Origin of the sequence: Mycobacterium sp. E1214, assembly GCF_001666755.1 — a bacterium.
Classification (GTDB): domain Bacteria; phylum Actinomycetota; class Actinomycetes; order Mycobacteriales; family Mycobacteriaceae; genus Mycobacterium.
This window is the reverse complement of the sequence record NZ_LZJC01000117.1, coordinates 1-16557: the sequence shown is the minus strand read 5'-3', so window position 1 is coordinate 16557 and position 16557 is coordinate 1. Positions and strand designations below refer to the sequence as shown.

At 68.9% G+C, this 16557-nt stretch carries 20 protein-coding genes; 7 read left to right on the top strand and 13 right to left on the bottom strand.

Features of this window, described 5'->3' with window-relative positions; all coding sequences use genetic code 11:
* The coding region (locus tag A5700_RS16320) for an Lrp/AsnC family transcriptional regulator (RefSeq protein ID WP_197502905.1) at positions 1 to 388 on the top strand (388 nt) is incomplete at its 5' end.
* A 17-nt stretch (positions 389 to 405) separates the two neighbouring features.
* On the opposite strand, the gene A5700_RS16315 is transcribed toward A5700_RS16320, so the two are convergent.
* A complete protein-coding gene (locus tag A5700_RS16315; protein WP_068204849.1) occupies positions 406 to 1986 on the bottom strand; it encodes a SulP family inorganic anion transporter in 1581 nt (526 codons plus the stop codon).
* Positions 1987 to 2196: 210 nt separating this feature from the next.
* Positions 2197 to 2622: a nitroreductase family deazaflavin-dependent oxidoreductase gene (locus tag A5700_RS16310; RefSeq protein WP_068066643.1), complete on the bottom strand. Its 426-nt coding sequence runs from the start codon at positions 2620 to 2622 to the stop codon at positions 2197 to 2199.
* Between the two features lie 139 nt (positions 2623 to 2761).
* Between A5700_RS16310 and A5700_RS16305 the strand changes: the two genes are divergently transcribed.
* From A5700_RS16305 to A5700_RS26625, 3 genes are all read left to right on the top strand, one after another.
* Positions 2762 to 3661, top strand: coding sequence for a class I SAM-dependent methyltransferase (locus tag A5700_RS16305; protein ID WP_068066641.1), 900 nt, complete (start codon positions 2762 to 2764; stop codon positions 3659 to 3661).
* A gap of 57 nt (positions 3662 to 3718) precedes the next feature.
* Entirely contained in the window at positions 3719 to 4423 is a 705-nt protein-coding gene (locus A5700_RS16300) for a class I SAM-dependent methyltransferase (RefSeq protein WP_197502739.1), read from the top strand.
* A 114-nt stretch (positions 4424 to 4537) separates the two neighbouring features.
* Entirely contained in the window at positions 4538 to 4705 is a 168-nt protein-coding gene (locus A5700_RS26625; protein ID WP_197502738.1) for a hypothetical protein, read from the top strand.
* An 18-nt stretch (positions 4706 to 4723) separates the two neighbouring features.
* Here A5700_RS26625 and A5700_RS16295 read toward each other — a convergent pair whose 3' ends face one another.
* The 3 genes from A5700_RS16295 to A5700_RS16285 all read right to left on the bottom strand — a co-directional run bounded on the left by A5700_RS16295 (position 4724) and on the right by A5700_RS16285 (position 7897).
* Positions 4724 to 5443: an esterase gene (locus tag A5700_RS16295; protein ID WP_082960358.1), complete on the bottom strand. Its 720-nt coding sequence runs from the start codon at positions 5441 to 5443 to the stop codon at positions 4724 to 4726.
* A gap of 82 nt (positions 5444 to 5525) precedes the next feature.
* On the bottom strand, positions 5526 to 6419 hold the full coding sequence (locus A5700_RS16290; protein ID WP_231973706.1) for an alpha/beta fold hydrolase: 894 nt from the start codon (positions 6417 to 6419) through the stop codon (positions 5526 to 5528).
* Positions 6420 to 6442: 23 nt separating this feature from the next.
* Positions 6443 to 7897, bottom strand: a complete 1455-nt coding sequence (locus A5700_RS16285; RefSeq protein ID WP_082960357.1) for an MFS transporter — start codon at positions 7895 to 7897, stop codon at positions 6443 to 6445.
* A 139-nt stretch (positions 7898 to 8036) separates the two neighbouring features.
* Between A5700_RS16285 and A5700_RS16280 the strand changes: the two genes are divergently transcribed.
* From A5700_RS16280 to A5700_RS16270, 3 genes are read left to right on the top strand one after another with little or no spacing between them, the layout of a single operon-like run.
* Positions 8037 to 8798, top strand: coding sequence for a GntR family transcriptional regulator (locus A5700_RS16280; RefSeq protein ID WP_068066631.1), 762 nt, complete (start codon positions 8037 to 8039; stop codon positions 8796 to 8798).
* Positions 8795 to 9505 (top strand): phosphonatase-like hydrolase, encoded by a 711-nt coding sequence (locus tag A5700_RS16275; protein WP_231973705.1) that lies wholly within the window; start codon positions 8795 to 8797, stop codon positions 9503 to 9505. The genes A5700_RS16280 and A5700_RS16275 overlap by 4 nt, the downstream gene beginning before the upstream one ends.
* The gene (locus A5700_RS16270; protein ID WP_369828276.1) at positions 9502 to 10542 is read left to right on the top strand and encodes a zinc-binding dehydrogenase; all 1041 of its coding nucleotides are present in this window, start codon (positions 9502 to 9504) and stop codon (positions 10540 to 10542) included. The genes A5700_RS16275 and A5700_RS16270 overlap by 4 nt, the downstream gene beginning before the upstream one ends.
* Before the next feature lie 26 nt (positions 10543 to 10568).
* On the opposite strand, the gene A5700_RS16265 is transcribed toward A5700_RS16270, so the two are convergent.
* The 8 genes from A5700_RS16265 to A5700_RS16230 form a co-directional block, all read right to left on the bottom strand.
* Positions 10569 to 11519, bottom strand: coding sequence for a TIGR03564 family F420-dependent LLM class oxidoreductase (locus tag A5700_RS16265; protein WP_068066624.1), 951 nt, complete (start codon positions 11517 to 11519; stop codon positions 10569 to 10571).
* A 12-nt stretch (positions 11520 to 11531) separates the two neighbouring features.
* Positions 11532 to 12290: a hypothetical protein gene (locus A5700_RS16260; protein ID WP_068066621.1), complete on the bottom strand. Its 759-nt coding sequence runs from the start codon at positions 12288 to 12290 to the stop codon at positions 11532 to 11534.
* A complete protein-coding gene (locus A5700_RS16255) occupies positions 12287 to 13210 on the bottom strand; it encodes an NAD(P)-dependent oxidoreductase (protein ID WP_068066619.1) in 924 nt (307 codons plus the stop codon). Before A5700_RS16255 ends, A5700_RS16260 begins: the two co-directional genes overlap by 4 nt.
* The gene (locus tag A5700_RS16250) at positions 13211 to 14008 is read right to left on the bottom strand and encodes an emopamil-binding protein (RefSeq protein WP_068066616.1); all 798 of its coding nucleotides are present in this window, start codon (positions 14006 to 14008) and stop codon (positions 13211 to 13213) included. It lies immediately after the preceding gene.
* Between the two features lie 12 nt (positions 14009 to 14020).
* Positions 14021 to 14566 carry a carboxymuconolactone decarboxylase family protein gene (locus tag A5700_RS16245; RefSeq protein ID WP_068066613.1) on the bottom strand — a complete coding sequence of 182 codons (546 nt, stop codon included), beginning with the start codon at positions 14564 to 14566 and terminating at the stop codon, positions 14021 to 14023.
* A gap of 30 nt (positions 14567 to 14596) precedes the next feature.
* Positions 14597 to 15442 (bottom strand): TauD/TfdA family dioxygenase, encoded by an 846-nt coding sequence (locus A5700_RS16240; RefSeq protein ID WP_068066610.1) that lies wholly within the window; start codon positions 15440 to 15442, stop codon positions 14597 to 14599.
* Positions 15443 to 15482: 40 nt separating this feature from the next.
* Positions 15483 to 15806 (bottom strand): hypothetical protein, encoded by a 324-nt coding sequence (locus A5700_RS16235; protein ID WP_369828277.1) that lies wholly within the window; start codon positions 15804 to 15806, stop codon positions 15483 to 15485.
* A 14-nt stretch (positions 15807 to 15820) separates the two neighbouring features.
* Positions 15821 to 16557: RHO alpha subunit C-terminal catalytic domain-containing protein (locus A5700_RS16230; protein WP_255377964.1), on the bottom strand; the 737-nt coding region annotated here is incomplete at its 5' end.

Here is a 16557-nt window from a genome sequence, read left to right as displayed (position 1 = left end):
GTCACCGGCGCGGGTCAAACGACGGGCTGCGGCCCTGGAGGCGTCCGGTTCCCTCACCTACGACCTTGAGCTGGTGCCGGAGCGCCTCGGCTTTCGGGTCACCGCCACCGTGTGGATCTGCGCGCAGGCCGGTCGCCTGACCGACGTCGCCGACCGGATCGCCGGGCACCCCGAGGTCGCCTCCGTCATCGCCGTCAGCGGGCGCCACCACCTGGTCGCCGTCGTGATCTGCCGCGACGTCGAGCACCTCTACGGGTACCTCACCGAGCGACTGGGCGTCATCGACCATGTCCACAGCTACGACGTGCGAATCCGCACCAAACGCCTTAAGCAGGCCGCCTCGCTGATCACGCGCGGCCGCTTGATCCGCGCCACCCCTCCCGGGTAGCCGAATCCGCTTCTCGCTCAGTCAGTTTCGGTGGCTGGGCGCGGGCCCGCCGCGACCAGGTTGAGGTGCGCGGCGCGGCGCGGCGTCGCCGGATCCCCGGTGTGGCTGGCCTGCGTGGAATCCTGCTCGTGAATGCGCACGGCGCCTCCGGTGGCGCTGTGCTGCCGCTGCCAGTCGGTGATCGCCTGCCGCGCGGAGTGATCCAGGTAGGTGGCGGAAAGGTGGACGGTGACATCGGTTCCTTCGGGAATGCTTGCCAACACCCCGGTCAGGCGGGGCAGCGCCAGGAAGGTGCAGGCACCTTCGACGACCACGTGCCATTCGGCACCGACCACGGTGGCCTGCACCTTCGCGCGCACCACCCGCCAGCCAGTCACCGCGACGGCGACGGCCAGGCCGATCAGCACCCCGTGGAGTAGGTTCAGGAAGACGACGCTGACCACGGTGATCAGATAGACAGCGAAATCACCGTTGCGCATGGCGGTTTCGATGTGTGCAGGCTTGAGCAGTTCGATCCCGATCACGATCAGCAAGCCGGCCAGTGCGGCCGTCGGAATCTTCTCCACGAGACCCGCGAAGGGCACGGCGAACAACAGAACCCAGAAGCCATGCATGACGGTCGATGCGCGGGAACGGGCGCCGGCGCTGACGTTGGCCGCGCTGCGCACGATGACGCCGGCGATCGGCAGGCCGCCGATCGCGCCCGAGACCATGTTCGCCGCGCCCTGGCCGATGAGCTCGCGGTTGAAGTCGGTACGGGGCCCGCTGTGCATCCGGTCGATCGACACGGCCGTGAGCAGGCTCTGGATGCTGGTGATCAGCGTGACGGTGACGACGGCGAGAGCGACAGCGCCCCAGTTCCGTTCCGGCAGCGACGGCAGTTGCAGCGCGTCGAGCACCGATCCGTTCAGCTCGATGCGCGAGACCCGGAACGGGAAGAGCAACGAGACGGCCGTCACGACGACGATGGCCACCAGCGGGCCCGGGATGCGCGCCAGCCGCGGCGGCGCCCAGCGCCATCCGACGAGGATGGCGATGACCAGCAGACCCAGGACGACACCCGGGCGGTGCGCCCCCACGACCTGCGCGGGCAGGCCCGTGACGTTGTTCCACGCCGAGCTGTCGGACTCGCCGCCCAGCAGCACGTGCACCTGCTGCAAGGCGATCGTGATGCCGATGCCCGCCAGCATTGCGTGCACCACCACCGGCGAGATCGCCAGTGCGGCTCGCGCAACGCGGGTCAGGCCCAACAGGATCTGCAACGCCCCAGCCACCACAGTGATGAAACACGTTATGGCCCAACCGAACTGGGCGACAAGATCCGCGACCACCACCGTAAGCCCCGCCGCTGGGCCGCTGACCTGCAGCGGTGACCCACCGAGCCAACCGGCGACCACTCCCCCGACGATCGCCGCCGTCAGGCCGGCGAGGACCGGGGCGTCCGACGCGATGGCGATCCCCAACGACAGCGGGAGAGCCACCAGAAACACCACCAGCGAGGCCGGCAGGTCGTAGCGGACTACGGCGCGCAGGCGTTCACGGCGCCCCGGTTTGTTTGCGGATTCGGTTGGGGTGCAGCGCTGTTCGGCGTGCGGCATCGGCCTCTCCTTGCTTGGATGGCGGCTGTGCGCATGCGACTACCCGGCAGCACTGCGTATCGGTCTAGGGCACAGCCACATTCGCGTGCCCGCAACGTCGTTGTTCGCACCGGGCGTGCCTGGCTATGGCTCTGAAAATAAGGTCACGCCGATAGCATGGTCAACCGGGCGGGCCGGCCCCATACCGAACGCAAATGTTTCTGCGCGCCGTTATTCCAGGACGAAGACTGGGATCTGCCGCTCGGTCTTCGTCTGGTACTCCGCGTAGGGCGGGAAGGCCTCGACGGCCAGCCGCCACCACTCGTCGCGCTCGGGACCGGCGAGCTCACGCGCGGTCAGCTCGACGACTTTCTCGCCGTCCTGAACCGTCACCGCGGGATTGGCCTTGACGTTGAAGTACCACCACGGATGCTTGGGCGCGCCGCCGTGCGAAGCGACGATGGCGTAGCGCCCGTCCTTCTCGACCCGCATCAGCGGTACGTATCGACGCTTACCCGACTTCGCTCCCCGCGTGACCACCAAGACCACGGGGCGGTCCAGCACGTCGACGCCGTCCGTCGTGCCGCGCTGCAGGATCTTCTCGGTTTGCGCGCGCACCCACTCGGTCGGGCTCAGTTCGATGTCGTCGTCGGCCATGCCGTGCCCAACGCGCCGGTGGGTGCCCATATTCCTGCGGGCCGGCCGCCACCGGGTGGTGAGGGCCGAACCGGCGTACAGTGAAACCATCACTTATATGAGCTAACTAAAGCGCTGCCGCGCGGAGGGGAGTGGGTCGATGGCCCGCACGGACAACGACACGTGGGATCTGGCATCTAGCGTCGGGGCGACCGCCACCGCGGTCGCGGCGCAGCGGGCGATCGCCTCCCAGGGACCGAACCCGCTGCTCGACGACCCTTATGCCGATCCGCTCGTTCGCGCGGTCGGCATCGACGTCTTCGTCAAACTCCTCGACGGCCAAGTCGAGCGCGCCGACGACCCACTGCTGAACCGCCAGGCCGTCAACGAGCAGATCACCGTGCGCACCCGCTTCTTCGATGACTTCTTCGTACGGGCTACCGAGTCGGGCGCGCGCCAGGCCGTGATCTTGGCGTCCGGCTTGGACACCAGGGCCTACCGCCTGCCGTGGCCCACCGGCACCGTCGTGTACGAGATCGACCAACCCGAGGTCATCGAATTCAAGACCCGGGTCCTCGCCGGCCTGGGCGCCCAGCCCACCGCCGAGCGCCGCACGGTGGCCATCGATCTCCGTGAGGATTGGCCGTCGGCCTTGGTGGACGCGGGTTTCGACGCCGGCCGGCCGACCGCGTGGAGCGCAGAAGGGCTCCTCGTGTACCTGCCGCCGGAGGCGCAGGACCGCTTGTTCGACAACATCATCGGGCTCTCGGCGCCCGGCAGCCGCGTCGCGACCGAGCACATGGACATGCGGAACATCCCGGCCGACTGGGCCCAGAAGCTCACCGAACGGGCTCAACGGCTGGGCTCGACGATCAACCTGGCCGAATTGTTCTACACCGGCGAGCGCAACACCGCCGCCGAGTACCTCGCCGCGCGGGGCTGGCGAGTGGACATCACGACGACGGAGCAGGCATACGCCGGCCACGGATTCGAGGTGCCGAAGGACGAGCTCGCCTCGTTCGGAGAGGCCTCGGGATACCTGGCGGCCGTCTCCGGCTGACACCCCTCTTATATCAACCGTCTTGACACATATCAGGGCGGTTGATATCAAAGAAACATGTCTCAATCAACGCGGGAAATGTTCGAGTCGGCCTACCGGGGCGAGGACCCCGAGATGGGCCACGGCAACCGGCCGCCGTGGAGCATCGGTGAGCCGCAACCGGAGATCGCCGCCCTCATCGCGGCCGGGAAGTTCCACGGCGAGGTGCTCGACGCGGGTTGCGGTGAGGCCGCGGTCTCGCTGCACCTGGCCGAACGCGGGTTCACCACGGTGGGGCTGGATCAGTCCCCGACCGCAATCTCGCTGGCACGGGAGAAGGCCGCGCGCAGAGGCCTGACGAGCGCCACGTTCGAGGTCGCCGATATCAGCGACTTCACCGGCTACGACGGCCGATTCGGCACCATCGTCGACAGCACACTGTTCCACTCGATGCCCGTCGAGCTGCGCGACGGCTATCAGCGCTCGATCGTGCGGGCCGCGGCTCCGGGTGCGTCGTATTTCGTGCTCGTCTTCAGCCGCGACAGCGTCCCGGCCAACGGACCCGTGAACGCGGTCACCGAAGACGAACTGCGCGAGGTGGTCTCGCGGTACTGGGTGGTCGACGAGATTCGGCCGGCGCGCATCCATGCCAACGTGCCCGACAGCTTCCTGGCCCGCTTCGAAGGCTTCGCCGACGCCGACGTTCGCGACGAAGGCAACGGCCGCAAGTCCGTCGGGGCCTGGCTGCTGTCGGCCCACCTGGACGACCGGACCGGGCGCTAGCCGAGCGGGGCCGGCGCCGCTGACCGCAAGGCCGATGGCCTGGCGCGGTTTCAGCTGGCCGGAATCGGTCGATCCTCAACCGAGTAACCAGCCACACGTTCGGAGGATCTTTCGGTGGACCAGCAAGTCAACTTCGACCCACCCGCCGCGCCGGAGGACGCCCGCAAGGCGACCGAAGAACAGCGCCAGCTGCAAGAAGAGCTCGAGCACCAGAACGAGGACCCCGAAGGTCCGGGACTGCACCAGTCTCGGCACGACCTTCCCGACGAGGGCGGCCGCTAGGCGCGCCGGATCGCGCGCCTAGCTCAGCCCCGGCGACAGCATCGACGCCACGGCGCTGCGAGGCACCGACACCTGCGTCGCCTCCAGCGCCGGTTGTAGCGAGTTCTGGTCGAAGAAGAACACGATGGCGTCGTCGGTGATCGCGAAGTTCTGGTAGTTCGCGGGCTGCAAGCCCGTGTCCGGCGGGATCGACACGGCGGGCCCGTATCGGTCGGTCAGCGTCTTCTGGACGATCGGCAGGACGGCAGGCAGCGGCTGCGTCCCCGCCTTGAACAGGGAATCGAAGGTGATGACCTGCCGGGTCGCCGCGTTGTAGTTGAAGGACTTGTACCACGTCAGCGGGTGGGCGCCGCCCATGTTCTGGTAGATCTCGGTCACCACCGACTGCGTGCCGGTCTGGGCCGCCCCGGAGCTGTACCGGCTGCCCGTCACTTTCAGCGCGGTCGGCGGTTGACCGGTGCTCACGGCGCCGCGGCCGCCGGTGTAGTCGTTGTCCACCTTGGTCAGGTAGGCGATGAGGGCCGGCTCGTCGGGGTAGTTCGCCGGGAACACCATCGTGACGTCCGAGCCGGGCCCGGACGCCTCGAAGTGGCACATCTGGTCGGCGTCGACACTTGCCGGGCTGCATAAAGGCGCGTCCGCGCCGGCGACGGGCGGACCGGCAAACACCGCCAGCATCCCCAGGGCGGCCGCCGTCGCCGTGGTCCGTCGCGCCCGCCGCCGTGGTGAACTCAGCACGGCTCCGTTGTTACCAGACGCGCGGGCTTTCCCGCGCCGCCGACACGACCCGGCGGACGCGACGCTGCGATGTTCGCCGGCCTCAACTGCCCGCGTGGGCGGCCAAGATCGCCTCGGCGAAGGCGTCCGGGCACTCCTGTGGCACGTTGTGCCCGGCCGGTACGACGCGAACGTCGAGCAGCGCGGGGAAGTGCGGCGCGTGGGCCGCCCGGGTGGGCACGTTCGGAGCCAGGTAGTCGCATTGCGGGTCGACGATCACGGTGGGCACCGGAATCTGCGGTTGGCCCGCGATCTGCCGTTCGAGGTCGTCGTACGACGGGTCACCGGCGGCCAGCCCGTAGCGGTGCCGGTAGGAGTGCACCACGATGTCGACGAAGTCAGGATTGTCGAAAGACGCTGCGCTCGTGGCAAACTCGTCGTCGGTGAAACGCCATTGCGGCGACCACTCCCGCCATAGCGTGCGGGTAAATTCGCGGCGGTACGCGTTCAGGCCGGCTCGCCCACGCTCGCTGTGCAGGTAGTACTGGTACCAGAGCCTGCGCTCGGCGTCCGGCGGCGCGGGCCGCGCCGCGGCGGCGATGTTCTGCACGTTGTATCCGGACACCGTCACCAATGCCCGGACCCGGTGTGGCCACAGCGCCGCGACCAGGCAGGCGGCGCGCCCACCCCAGTCGAAGCCGGCCACGATCGGCGGCGCCAGGTCCAACGCGGCGATCAGGTCCCGTAGGTCCGCCGCCAGCGCGGCCTGCTGGCCCGACCGCGGGGTCGCCGGCGCCAGAAACCGCGTCTGCCCGTAGCCGCGCAGGTACGGCACGATCACGTCCGCGCCGGCAGCCGCGAGCACTGGCGCCACTCGGTCGTAGCAACGCGGGTCGTAGGGGAAGCCGTGCAGCAACACCACCGGCCACCCGTCCGCCGTCCCGTGTCGTTCCACGGCCACCTCGAGCACGCCGGCCCGCACCATCGTCACATCCACCGAAGCTACCTCCCCCGCCGCCGTCACGCCGAAATTGGTTGCGGCCGTGCAGCTTCCGGCGCGTGACGGCCGGTCACGTCGATGTCCGCGCTGACGTCGTCCAACGCACGGCCGCCGGGCTCCCGCACCAGAAGTGTCGCGCCGATCGCCGCCGTGTAACAGCAAAAGCCCAGCAGCGTCACCGCCCGCAGACCGGCGCCGCCGAGGAGCAGCGGCACGACGAGGGCGCCGAGGAAGGCGCCCACCTTGGCGATCGCCGAGCTCAGGCCATGGAAGGTGCTGCGCACCGCCGTCGGGTAGGACTCCGCCGCGAGCAGCATCGTGGTGTAGTTCGGCCCGAACGCCACCCCGAACAGGGATAAGCCGAAGACGACGGCGAAGGGCACCACGGAGGCGCTGATCATCGGCACGACGGTCAGCAGCAACATCGCCAACGCACACAGCGCGAAGCCGGCGGCCTGCAGAACGCGCCGCCGCACCCGGTCGAGGACCAGCAGCCCGACGATCGCGCCGCCGAGGCCGAAGCAGATGACCAGCACGGCGTTGAGCGCGATGTTGGCCACCAGGGTGCCGTGCGGGGCGATGTGCTTGATCAGCAGTGGCTGGCTGACGTAGCTGCCGTAGACGGCCACGTTGAAAAAGAACCAGCTGCCCGCGGTGCCCGCCAGGAGCGTCAGGACCTTCCGGTTGGTGAGGGCGGCGCGCAGCCCGGCCGGGGGTCCGCCCCGCACTTGGGGGGCGGTGAAGGCGCCGGCACGCTCCCCGGCGAAGGCCTCGAAATCCCGCAGGGCCTGCCGCTCGTCGCCGCGCTCGGCGGTCCAGCGTGGGGATTCGGGCATGTGGCGGCGTTGGTAGAGCACCAGCAGGGATGGCAGGACACCGATGCCCAGGATCACCCGCCAGGCGAGGTGATCGGGCACCCCGATGGCGAGCACGAGAACGCTCACCAGGTAGGCGACCACCTGGCCGAGCACATAGAAGATGAAGGTCAGACCCACCAGTTGGCCGCGATTACGCCGGTTGGCGTACTCGGTCATGATGACGCCGCTCGCGGGATAGTCACCGCCGATGCCCACGCCCAGGACCAGCCGGGCGATGAGCAGCACCGTGAAATTGGGGGCGAACGCGCTGCCCAGCGCGCCGATGATCATCAGGACGGCTTCGAAGCCGTACACCCGCCGTCGACCGAGCATGTCTCCGAGCCGGCCGAAGGCGATTGCCCCCACCGCCACCGCCAGCAGTGTCGAACTCGTCAGCATCGAGATCTGGCCGCTCGTCAGATGGAATTGTGGGGTGGCGAGTAAGGTCACCGTGCCAATCACGTTGAGGTCGTAGGCGTCGGTGAAGAAGCCGGCACCGGCGGTTGCAGCCGCTTTGAAGTGGAAGATGTCGAGCTTGGCGTCGTCGATCGACTTGGTCACCCCGACGTGCGCGGCCGTGACCGGTGAAGCGTCCCGTCGCGATAAGGAACTTGTCATGATAAGTACCGTTCATCACGAGCCCGACGCCTGTCAACGGCTGAGGCTTTTACCCGCTGATGTTCAATTCTGCGTTACCTGAGCGTCATTCGGGTCAAACGCTTCTGCACTTAATTCCTGAACATGTATAGTCAGGTTTATGACCTTGGCGTTGCATGAGATCATCGCCGACAACTTACGGGAACAGATCCGCGGCGGGGACCTGCCGGTCGGCGCGGCGCTGCCGTCGGAATCTCAGCTCTGTGCCCAGTGGGGCGCCTCTCGCGGGCCGGTGCGGCAGGCGCTGGCCACGTTGCGCGCCGAGGGCGTGATCGCCGGCGGTCGCGGCAAGCGGCCCGTCGTGTGCACGGCCGCGACCCACCAACCCTTCGACACCCTGTTGTCCTACTCGGCCTGGGCGCATTCCATCGGGCGCTCGCCCGGGCAACGGACCCTCGAACTGGCCCTGCGGCCCGCCGACGAGCACGCCGCAACCGTGTTGGGTGTCGAGGTGGGGGCGCCCGTCGTGCAAGTGTTGCGGCTGCGCTACCTCGACGACGAGCCGGCGATGCTGGAGCGCGCGACGTTCGTCGAGCATGTCGGTCGTCGGTTGTTCGACTTCGACTGCGACTCAGGGTCGTTGTGGGCCTACCTGCTGTCGCAGGGTGTGCGCTTCGCCACCGCCTCACACGTGATCGACGCCGTGGCCGCCGACCGGATCGACGCGACGCACCTCGGGGTGGCGGAGGGCGCGCCGCTGCTGCGTCAGCAGCGCACGACGCGCAGCGTCGACGGCGACGTCATCGAATACCACGACGACCGCTATCTGCCGGCGATCGTCAGCTTCACGCTCGAAAACACCCTCGACGCGCGTTGCGCCTTGAGCCGCAACGCGAAACCCGGAACGGAGGTCCGCCCGTGACCGCAACCCCGCTCGATCTCGCCGTGTTCGACATGGCCGGCACCACCATCGACGAGGGCCTGCAGGTCTATCGCGTGCTCGCGGAGACGGCGGCCGCGCACGGCGCGCCGGCGACAGACGCCGACATCGCCCGCTGGCACGGGGCGGCCAAGCACGAGGCGTTACGGGCGCTGCTGACCATGCGTGACGGCACGCCGCCCGGCACCGACGAGCTGGCTGCCGTGGTGGCCGATTTCCGCAAGCGGCTGACGGCCGCGTACGCCACCACCCCGCCCAGGCCGCTGCCGGGCGTCACGGACGCGCTGGCCACGTTGCGGGCCGCAGGCGTAAAGGTCGCTCTCACAACGGGCTTCGATCGTGACATCGTGGCCTCGTTGTTGCGCGAGCTCGGCTGGGAGGGCGACTCGACGGTCGACGCGGTCGTGTGTGGGAGCGACGTGCCGAGCGGTCGCCCGGCGCCGTTCATGATCTTCCGGGCCATGGAGTCCGTGGGCGTCACCGACGTCGCCCGGGTACTGGTCGCCGGGGACACGCCACGCGACCTACAGGCCGGTACCAACTCGGGTGCCGCCTTCGTCGTCGGCGTGCTGTCCGGTGCCGGCGACGCGGCCGAACTCGGCGCCCACCGCCACACCCACCTGCTGCCAAGCGTCGCCGAGCTGCCGGCATGGTTGGGATTGCGCAGCGTCGTCGGCAGCCGGGCGTGACGCGGACCAAGGCGGCGGTCTGGCGCGGCGGCAGCGACATCGCCGTCGAGTCGATTCCGCTCCCTCGCCTGGGGCCCGGCGATGTCTTGGTGCGAGTGCGCCTTGCCACCGTGTGCGGCAGCGACCGTCACACGGTGAGCGGGCGACGCACGCAGCCCTGCCCGTCGATCCTCGGGCACGAGACGGTCGGCGATGTCGTTGCGCTGTGCGACGATTCGGCTCGTGCGGAGGACGGCCGGCCGCTGCGCGTGGGGCAGCGCGTGATCTGGTCCGTCACCCTGCCGTGCGGGACATGCGACCGCTGCCGCGCCGGCATCACGGCGAAATGCCGGACCGTCCGCAAGGCCGGCCACGAATCGTTGGAATCCGGCTGGGGACTGTCCGGCGGTTACGCCGAACACGCGGTGTTGCCGAGCGGGCTGCCCATCGCCATCGTCGACGACGACCTCCCCGACGCGGTGGCGGCGCCGGCGGCGTGTGCGACGGCCACCGTCATGGGGGTCGTCGAACGCGCGGGACCGCTGTCGGGTCGCCGCGTCGTGGTCATCGGGGCCGGCATGCTGGGGATCACCGCGGCCGCGGCCGCGGCCTGGTCCGGCGCCACGTCGATCGTCACGGTCGACCCGAGCCCCGAGAGGCGGCGACTGGCGCGCCGACTCGGCGCCACCGGGGCGCTCGAAAGCGCGGCGGACGCGGGAACGTGCGACGTGCTGCTCGACCTGTCCGGGTCGTCCGCGGCGATCCAGGACGGGCTGGCCGCGCTCGACGTCCAGGGCGTGGCGGTGCTCGCCGGCTCGGTCGCCCCCGGCCTCCCGGTCGCCCTCGACCCCGAGGCGGTCGTCCGCCGGCAACTGTCCATCCTCGGCGTGCACAACTACGAGCCGCGGCACCTGAGCGCGGCCCTGAACTTTTTGCGCCAGACCCGCGACCGCTTCCCCTGGGCGGAGTTGGTGGCCGCCCCGCGACCGCTGCACGACCTCGCGGCCTTGCTCACCGGGCCGGCGGGGGCGGCGCCGCGGTATTCGATCACTCCCTGATCCTGTTGCGCACAGCGCGCTCGGGCTCACAGCGCCAACGACGCCAAGAACTCCTGCGTGCGGCGCCGTGACGCGCTGCGCGCGGCGGCGTCCTCACCTAACGAAACGATGCGGGCTGCAAGGTCGGTGACGCCCGCGTCGCGGTAGCGACACAGCCGCCGGAAGATCGCCTCTTCACTGCCCGCCGCCATCGTGTCCCCGACGTCCCGGGCGTCCCCATGTTCCAGCAGTCGCACGTAATTCGGCGAGAAGTCCGCGTGTCCGAGCACCTCACTGGCGTAACTGCGGGCGGCGTCGGTCTCCTCGGCGGCACACAGGGCGACCGGCACTCCGGCGACGATCCGCGGCCGTGGCCGCCCGGCTTTGGTCGCCGCGGCCGTCAGCCGCGGCACCACGTGATCGCCGATCGCGCGCTCGTCGGCCATCCACAAGACGGTCCCGTCGGTGCGCTCGCCCGCAAGTCGCAGCATCGTCGGACCGAGCGCGGCCAACAGCACCGGCACCGGGGCGCCCTCGGCGACGTCCACCGGCCCGTGAACGTGGAAGCTCTCATTCTCGACGTCGACGGGCCCCGGGCCCGCGAACGCCGCGACGAGCACCTCGAGATAGTCCGCCATCAATGCGGCGGGGCGCGAATATGCCAGTCCCAGTTGGCCTTCGACGATCCAGTGGTGTGACGGTCCGATGCCGAGTGTGAACCGGCCGCCGCAGGCGATCGCGGTGGTCAATGCCTGCTGCGCCATGATCATCGGGTGTCGGGTTTGAATCGGCACGACCGCTGTCCCGACCTCGATGCGCTCGGTCATCTGTCCGATGAGGGCGACGGCGGTCATGGCATCGAGGTAGCCGGGGACCTGCGGCATCCAGAACGTCGCGAAGCCGGCGGCTTCGGCGGCCGCGGCATCGTCGAGGAGCCCGGCCAGCCGGTCCTTGCGGTGGCGCTCCCGGTCCGATCCGACCATCAGACCCAGGCGCACGCCGGCCCTCGATTACGGCACATACCGATCCCACTCATGGGGGACGACGGCGAATAGTGGTGCGGCGAAGCGGGGCTCGACGTCAGGCCCGGTCCAGCGGGCGGTGAGCGCCGGCGCCAGGCGCCGCGCCACCTCGACCGGCTCGCCATCGAGGAAGACGTAGGTGAGGGTCTGGCCGGCCCCGGCGCTGGCCAGTCGCGCGTCGACCGTAAGCGACGCGACGGACCAGACCCCGGCAACTCCTTCGATGTCGAGCACCGGAGGCGGCGGGGCCGTACCTCGCTCCACCACCAGGAAGACGCCCCGCACCGGAAACCACGGCAGGACATCGCCACCCACCCGGACCCGCGGTGACGCCGCCCTCGCCTGCACCTCGTAGACGCCGCGTTCCACCGGCGGCAGCAATGGCACCTTGCGGCCGGCCGCGCCGAGCGCCGTGGACAAACCGTTGAACCCGTCCAGTCCCTCGCGGTGGGTGAAGAAGTAGGTCATCACGTGATCGACCGCGTCCAACGCGTCACCGGTCCACAACCGCGCCGCGCGACACTCGGGCGTCGACACCAACCGCAACGAGGCGCGCACTGCGGCCAGCCGATGTTGTTCTGGTCGATGGTCCAGCGTGTGCCAGCGCAAGTAGTCGGCGTCGGCGCCGTCGGGGTGGCGGGTCGCCATCGAGACGAACAGCGTGCTGATCTCGCCGCGCCCGGCGGCGAGGATGTCGGCGACGTCGTCGGACGGTGTCCCGGGGAGTTGTCCGGCGCCCGCCGTCACGTCTCCACCGATTCGGTCGAGCGCAAGGCGATCTCGGGGTGACGGGCCTCGATCATCCGGCGAAAACCTTCGCGCCATGGCACTCTCGTCCTGCCGAGCACCTCATGCATGTGGGTGACGTCCGGCCAGAGGGGCGTGTGTGCCGCGGGCGTGTATTCGAATACCGGCTCCACCCCGACCAGTTCGCCCATGAAGCGGCAATATTCCTCGACGCTGACCGTCTCACTGCCGGCCCAGTTCACGACGACCGGCGGGACGGCGGCGACCTCCATGGCGCGGATCCCGAGCTCCACGTAGTCGTCCTCATAGATCGGGTTGTAGTTGTTCGGTTGCTCGGGGTAGAGCCGAATCGGCCTACCCGCCAGCATCGCGTCCAGGCGATCGGCGGGGGCGCCGCCCTCCGGGCCGTAGGTGGAACAGATTCGGATGATGGTCAGCGGGATGCCGTAATGCCGAGCGACCCAGGTGCACACCGATTCCGCGGCGACCTTGGAGATGCTGTAGTTCGCGCGCAGGGGCACCCCGGGCGGATCGCTTTCGGTGAGCGGCCGCCGGCCCTGGTAGGCGTAGATCGACCCGGTCGAGCAGAATACGAATCCCTTGGCCGCGCGGCAATGGTAGAGCAGCTCACCCGACATGTCGGCGTTGGTGCGGACGCAACGCCCCCAGTCCGCGACGCCGGTGTCGACCGCGGCATGAAACACGTAACTGAAATCGGTTGGCAGGCCGGAGAAGTCGCCCACACTGACGTCGAGGCGGACCGGCCTGATACCGGCGGCGGTCAGCCGGTCGCTTGCGGCCGGGTCGTTGAGGCGGGCCGCTCCCCACACCTCGTTGCCGGCGGCGGCCAACGCTCGGGCGATCGGGAAGGCGATCTTGCCCGTCGCTCCGGTGATGAGGATTTTCTCGGCGTTAAGCAATCAATCCTCCGAAAACTCCGGTTCGTCCGCGGCCAGCCCGGCGGGGAGCGCGCCGGCTTCGCGGGTCAGGTGGTTGACGAGGTAATAGATCGCGTACAACACGAAGTACGGCAAGATCAAGTACGGGGCGTTTTCGCCGACGAATTTGAACCACAGGCCGAAGGCGCCCTGCCCGATGTCGTGGAGCCCGGCGCGAAGCTCCGCCACGTAGTAGGCGGTGGTCCCCGTGATGAGCACCGCGATGCCGAAGAAACTGAGCCAGAGGGCTCGTATGCGCGCCTCGTTAGGCAGGTCTCGTCGCAGCATCCGCAACCACATGGCGAACAGCAGCAGCCCGGCCAGCACCGCGCCGAACTCGAGGCCGAAGACGAAGGCGTCGTCGCTGCGGTAGCGCGTGTCGGCCAGGCCGTATTGCCACCACAACCAGCGCCACCCGGGGTCGGTCGTCGGCTGCCAGAGGTTGAGCGGATGACCGATCAGGAACGGCAACTCGTAGGTGAGCTGACTGCCCGCCGTCAGCGGGATGTAGATCATCACCAGTTCGGCGGCCAGCGCGAGCGGGGATCTGTTCTCCCCCGGCGCCTTCCACAACAGCACGAAGGGAATCACGATGACGGGCACGCCGAAGATGAGGTTAGCGACGATGTCGACGGTCATGCTGGGCGCGAGAAAGCCCGTACCGGCCGCGACGGTCATGAAGACGAACACCGCCCCGACGAACGAGAGCAACGCGACGTAGATCCTCAGGCGGTGCGCGGCGAACGGCCGCGCCAATTCGGGATGAATCGGCTCTGTCACGTGCCTTCCCCCTCACTCGTGTTCGTCTTGGATGCCAAGGGTGTTGACGACCATGGCCAGCAGCAGGTAGCCGCCGATGGTGAAGATCAGGTCGAGGCGCTGCTCGTCGCTGAAGATATCCCCCAGTGCCTCCCAGTTCTGCTCGTCGAGAACGTGATTGGCGACCAGGTCGTCCACGGCGCGCAGTACCGTTTGATCGTCGCCCCCTGGGCAGTGGCCCGTGCGGATGCCGTCGACGTCCCGCGGCGACAGGCCGGCCCGAGCGGCGATGGGCAGGTGATGGGACCACAGGTATTCGCATCCGGCGTGGTGCACGGCGCGTAGCAGTGCCACCTCGCGTACCCGCATGCTCAGGGTCGAGCGGGTCAGCAGGTAGGCGTTGAACGGCAGATACGCTTCGGTCAGCCGGTGGTGGCGCACCAGGGTAGACAAGACGTTGCCGGCGCCGGCGGGGTTGGCCCGGTCCGGTGGAATCAGGGCCGACAGCGCCGCGCGGGTGGCGTCGTCCCATTCCTCGGCGGGCAGCGGTGCCATGCGCAGCGGGCGTGGTTCGGTCATCGGCGGCAACCTTCGGCCACGCGGCGCGCGCTACTCAATCGGCTCATCGCCCAACACGGTGGTGCGCAGCATCTCTCGCGGTGATGTCGGATCGTAGGGCGCCGCCCTGTGCAGGACGCCGCGGTTGTCCCAGATCACCGTGTCGCCGACTGTCCAGCGGTGGCTGTAGACCCGGTCCGCGACGGTGGCCCGGTCGAGCAGCTCGGCGAGCAGGGCGCGGCCCTCGTCGACGCCCATGCCGACCACGTAATCGGCGGAGGCTCCCAACACCAACGACTTGCGGCCACTGCGATGCGTCCACACCAGCGGGTGTTCATGGACCCGCCGCGATCGCCAGCGCGCCAACAACTCCGGACTAGGGTCCGGGGTGACCCGTCGTTGGGACGCCTCGAGGGAGTGCACCACACGCAACGAGGCGAAGCGGTGCTTCTCGTCGTCGGTGAGGGCCTCGTAGGCACCGTAGGAGTTGGCGAATTCTGTTTCACCACCCCAGTCGGCGACGTGCAAGGCCGACAGGACGGTGGCCTTTTGCGGGCACTCGTCGCCCAGCGGGGTGCAGCCGTCGATGTGCCAATCGAACGTAGCCCGCAGGTAGGCGGCGGAGGCGTTCTTCGAGGCGTCCAGGGTGATCGGATAGATGCCGGCGACCGGGTGGTGGCCATCGGAGGAGTGGTCGACCTCCCCCAGGCGCCTGCAGAAGGCGACCTGCGCCGCGGGCCCGAGGTTCAATCCGCGGAAGACCAGAACGCCGTTGTCCTCCAAAGCATCCAGGATGGCGGCACTGGCGGAATCGTCGGCGGCCAACTGCCCGGCGTCCAGACCGGTAACCTCCGCCCCCACCGTGTCGGTGAGCTTGGTGATGGTGAGCAGGCTCATGATCGTCTTTCTTCTCGGGGCGTGCAGCCGCAGCGGGTTGTCACGGCGCCGGCTCGCCGGTGCGGATCATCACCGCGTCGGCCGCGTCCACCGGGGCCGGCTGGTGCATGATCTCCACCGCCATGGCGACCATGATCAGCGAATAGATCAGGTGCAAGAGATTCAACGCGTCATCGGGCAGGCCGTCGAGCGCAAACTTGTCGCAATACTCGATTGCCTCCTCGAGGCGCGGGAAGAAGGCGTCGTAGAACTCTTGCAACTCGCGCATCGAAGTGCCCACCCTGGCGTTCCAGCGCTCGGTTTCGGTGGCCAAACACCATGTGCCCGCGAACTTCTCGAGCTCGGCGAAGGCGCTGGGCAACAGCTGCGGTGGCACGGTCACACCCCCGCGGCAACGTGCTCGCGCCGGTAGGTGTCGACCCAGTCGACCACCACCTTGTGCAGGTGCCGCACCAGGATCTCCTGATCGTTGAGCGGGAACTCGTCGACGACGCCGTACTCGAGCGCCGCCTGCGTGCCGCCGAGCATGCCGGCGTCCTGCAACGCGAATTCCTTGAGCACCACGGCCGCGACTTCGTGCTCGACGCGTTCGCGGACGGTGCGCGCCGGATGGAAAAAGGTGTAGGCCTCGAACCGGTGGGTGTTGTACGAGGTCGGCCAGTACCGGTAGAGGAGGTACCAGCCGCCGTAGATCAGGATCTCGATGTTGGGGAAGATCTGGAAGTTGCTGATGCCCCACGGTTCGATGCCGCCCGGGTTCAACCCGGCGGGCAGCTCGCCGATGTCGGGTGTGGTCCACGGCCCGACGAGGCCGCTGCGGGTGGCGCGTTCGATCGGATACATGTACTCCGGGGGCAGCAGCCAGCGCCGACGGCCGGCGGTGGACACCAGGCGGTGCGGGCCGTCGATCTGGAAGTGACCGCAGGTGAATCCGGCGCTGGGGTCGCGCACCGCGGCCGGCACCTGCTGCGAGTGCAGCGAGGGCACGTGGTAGTACTCCTGGAAGGCGTCGGCGAAGATCTTCCAATTGCTGTTGTTGTGCGCGACCCACTCGTAGCGCTCGGTCAGGGCGCCGAACGGGTAATCGTCCAGGGCCGTGATCATCGGGCCGAGGA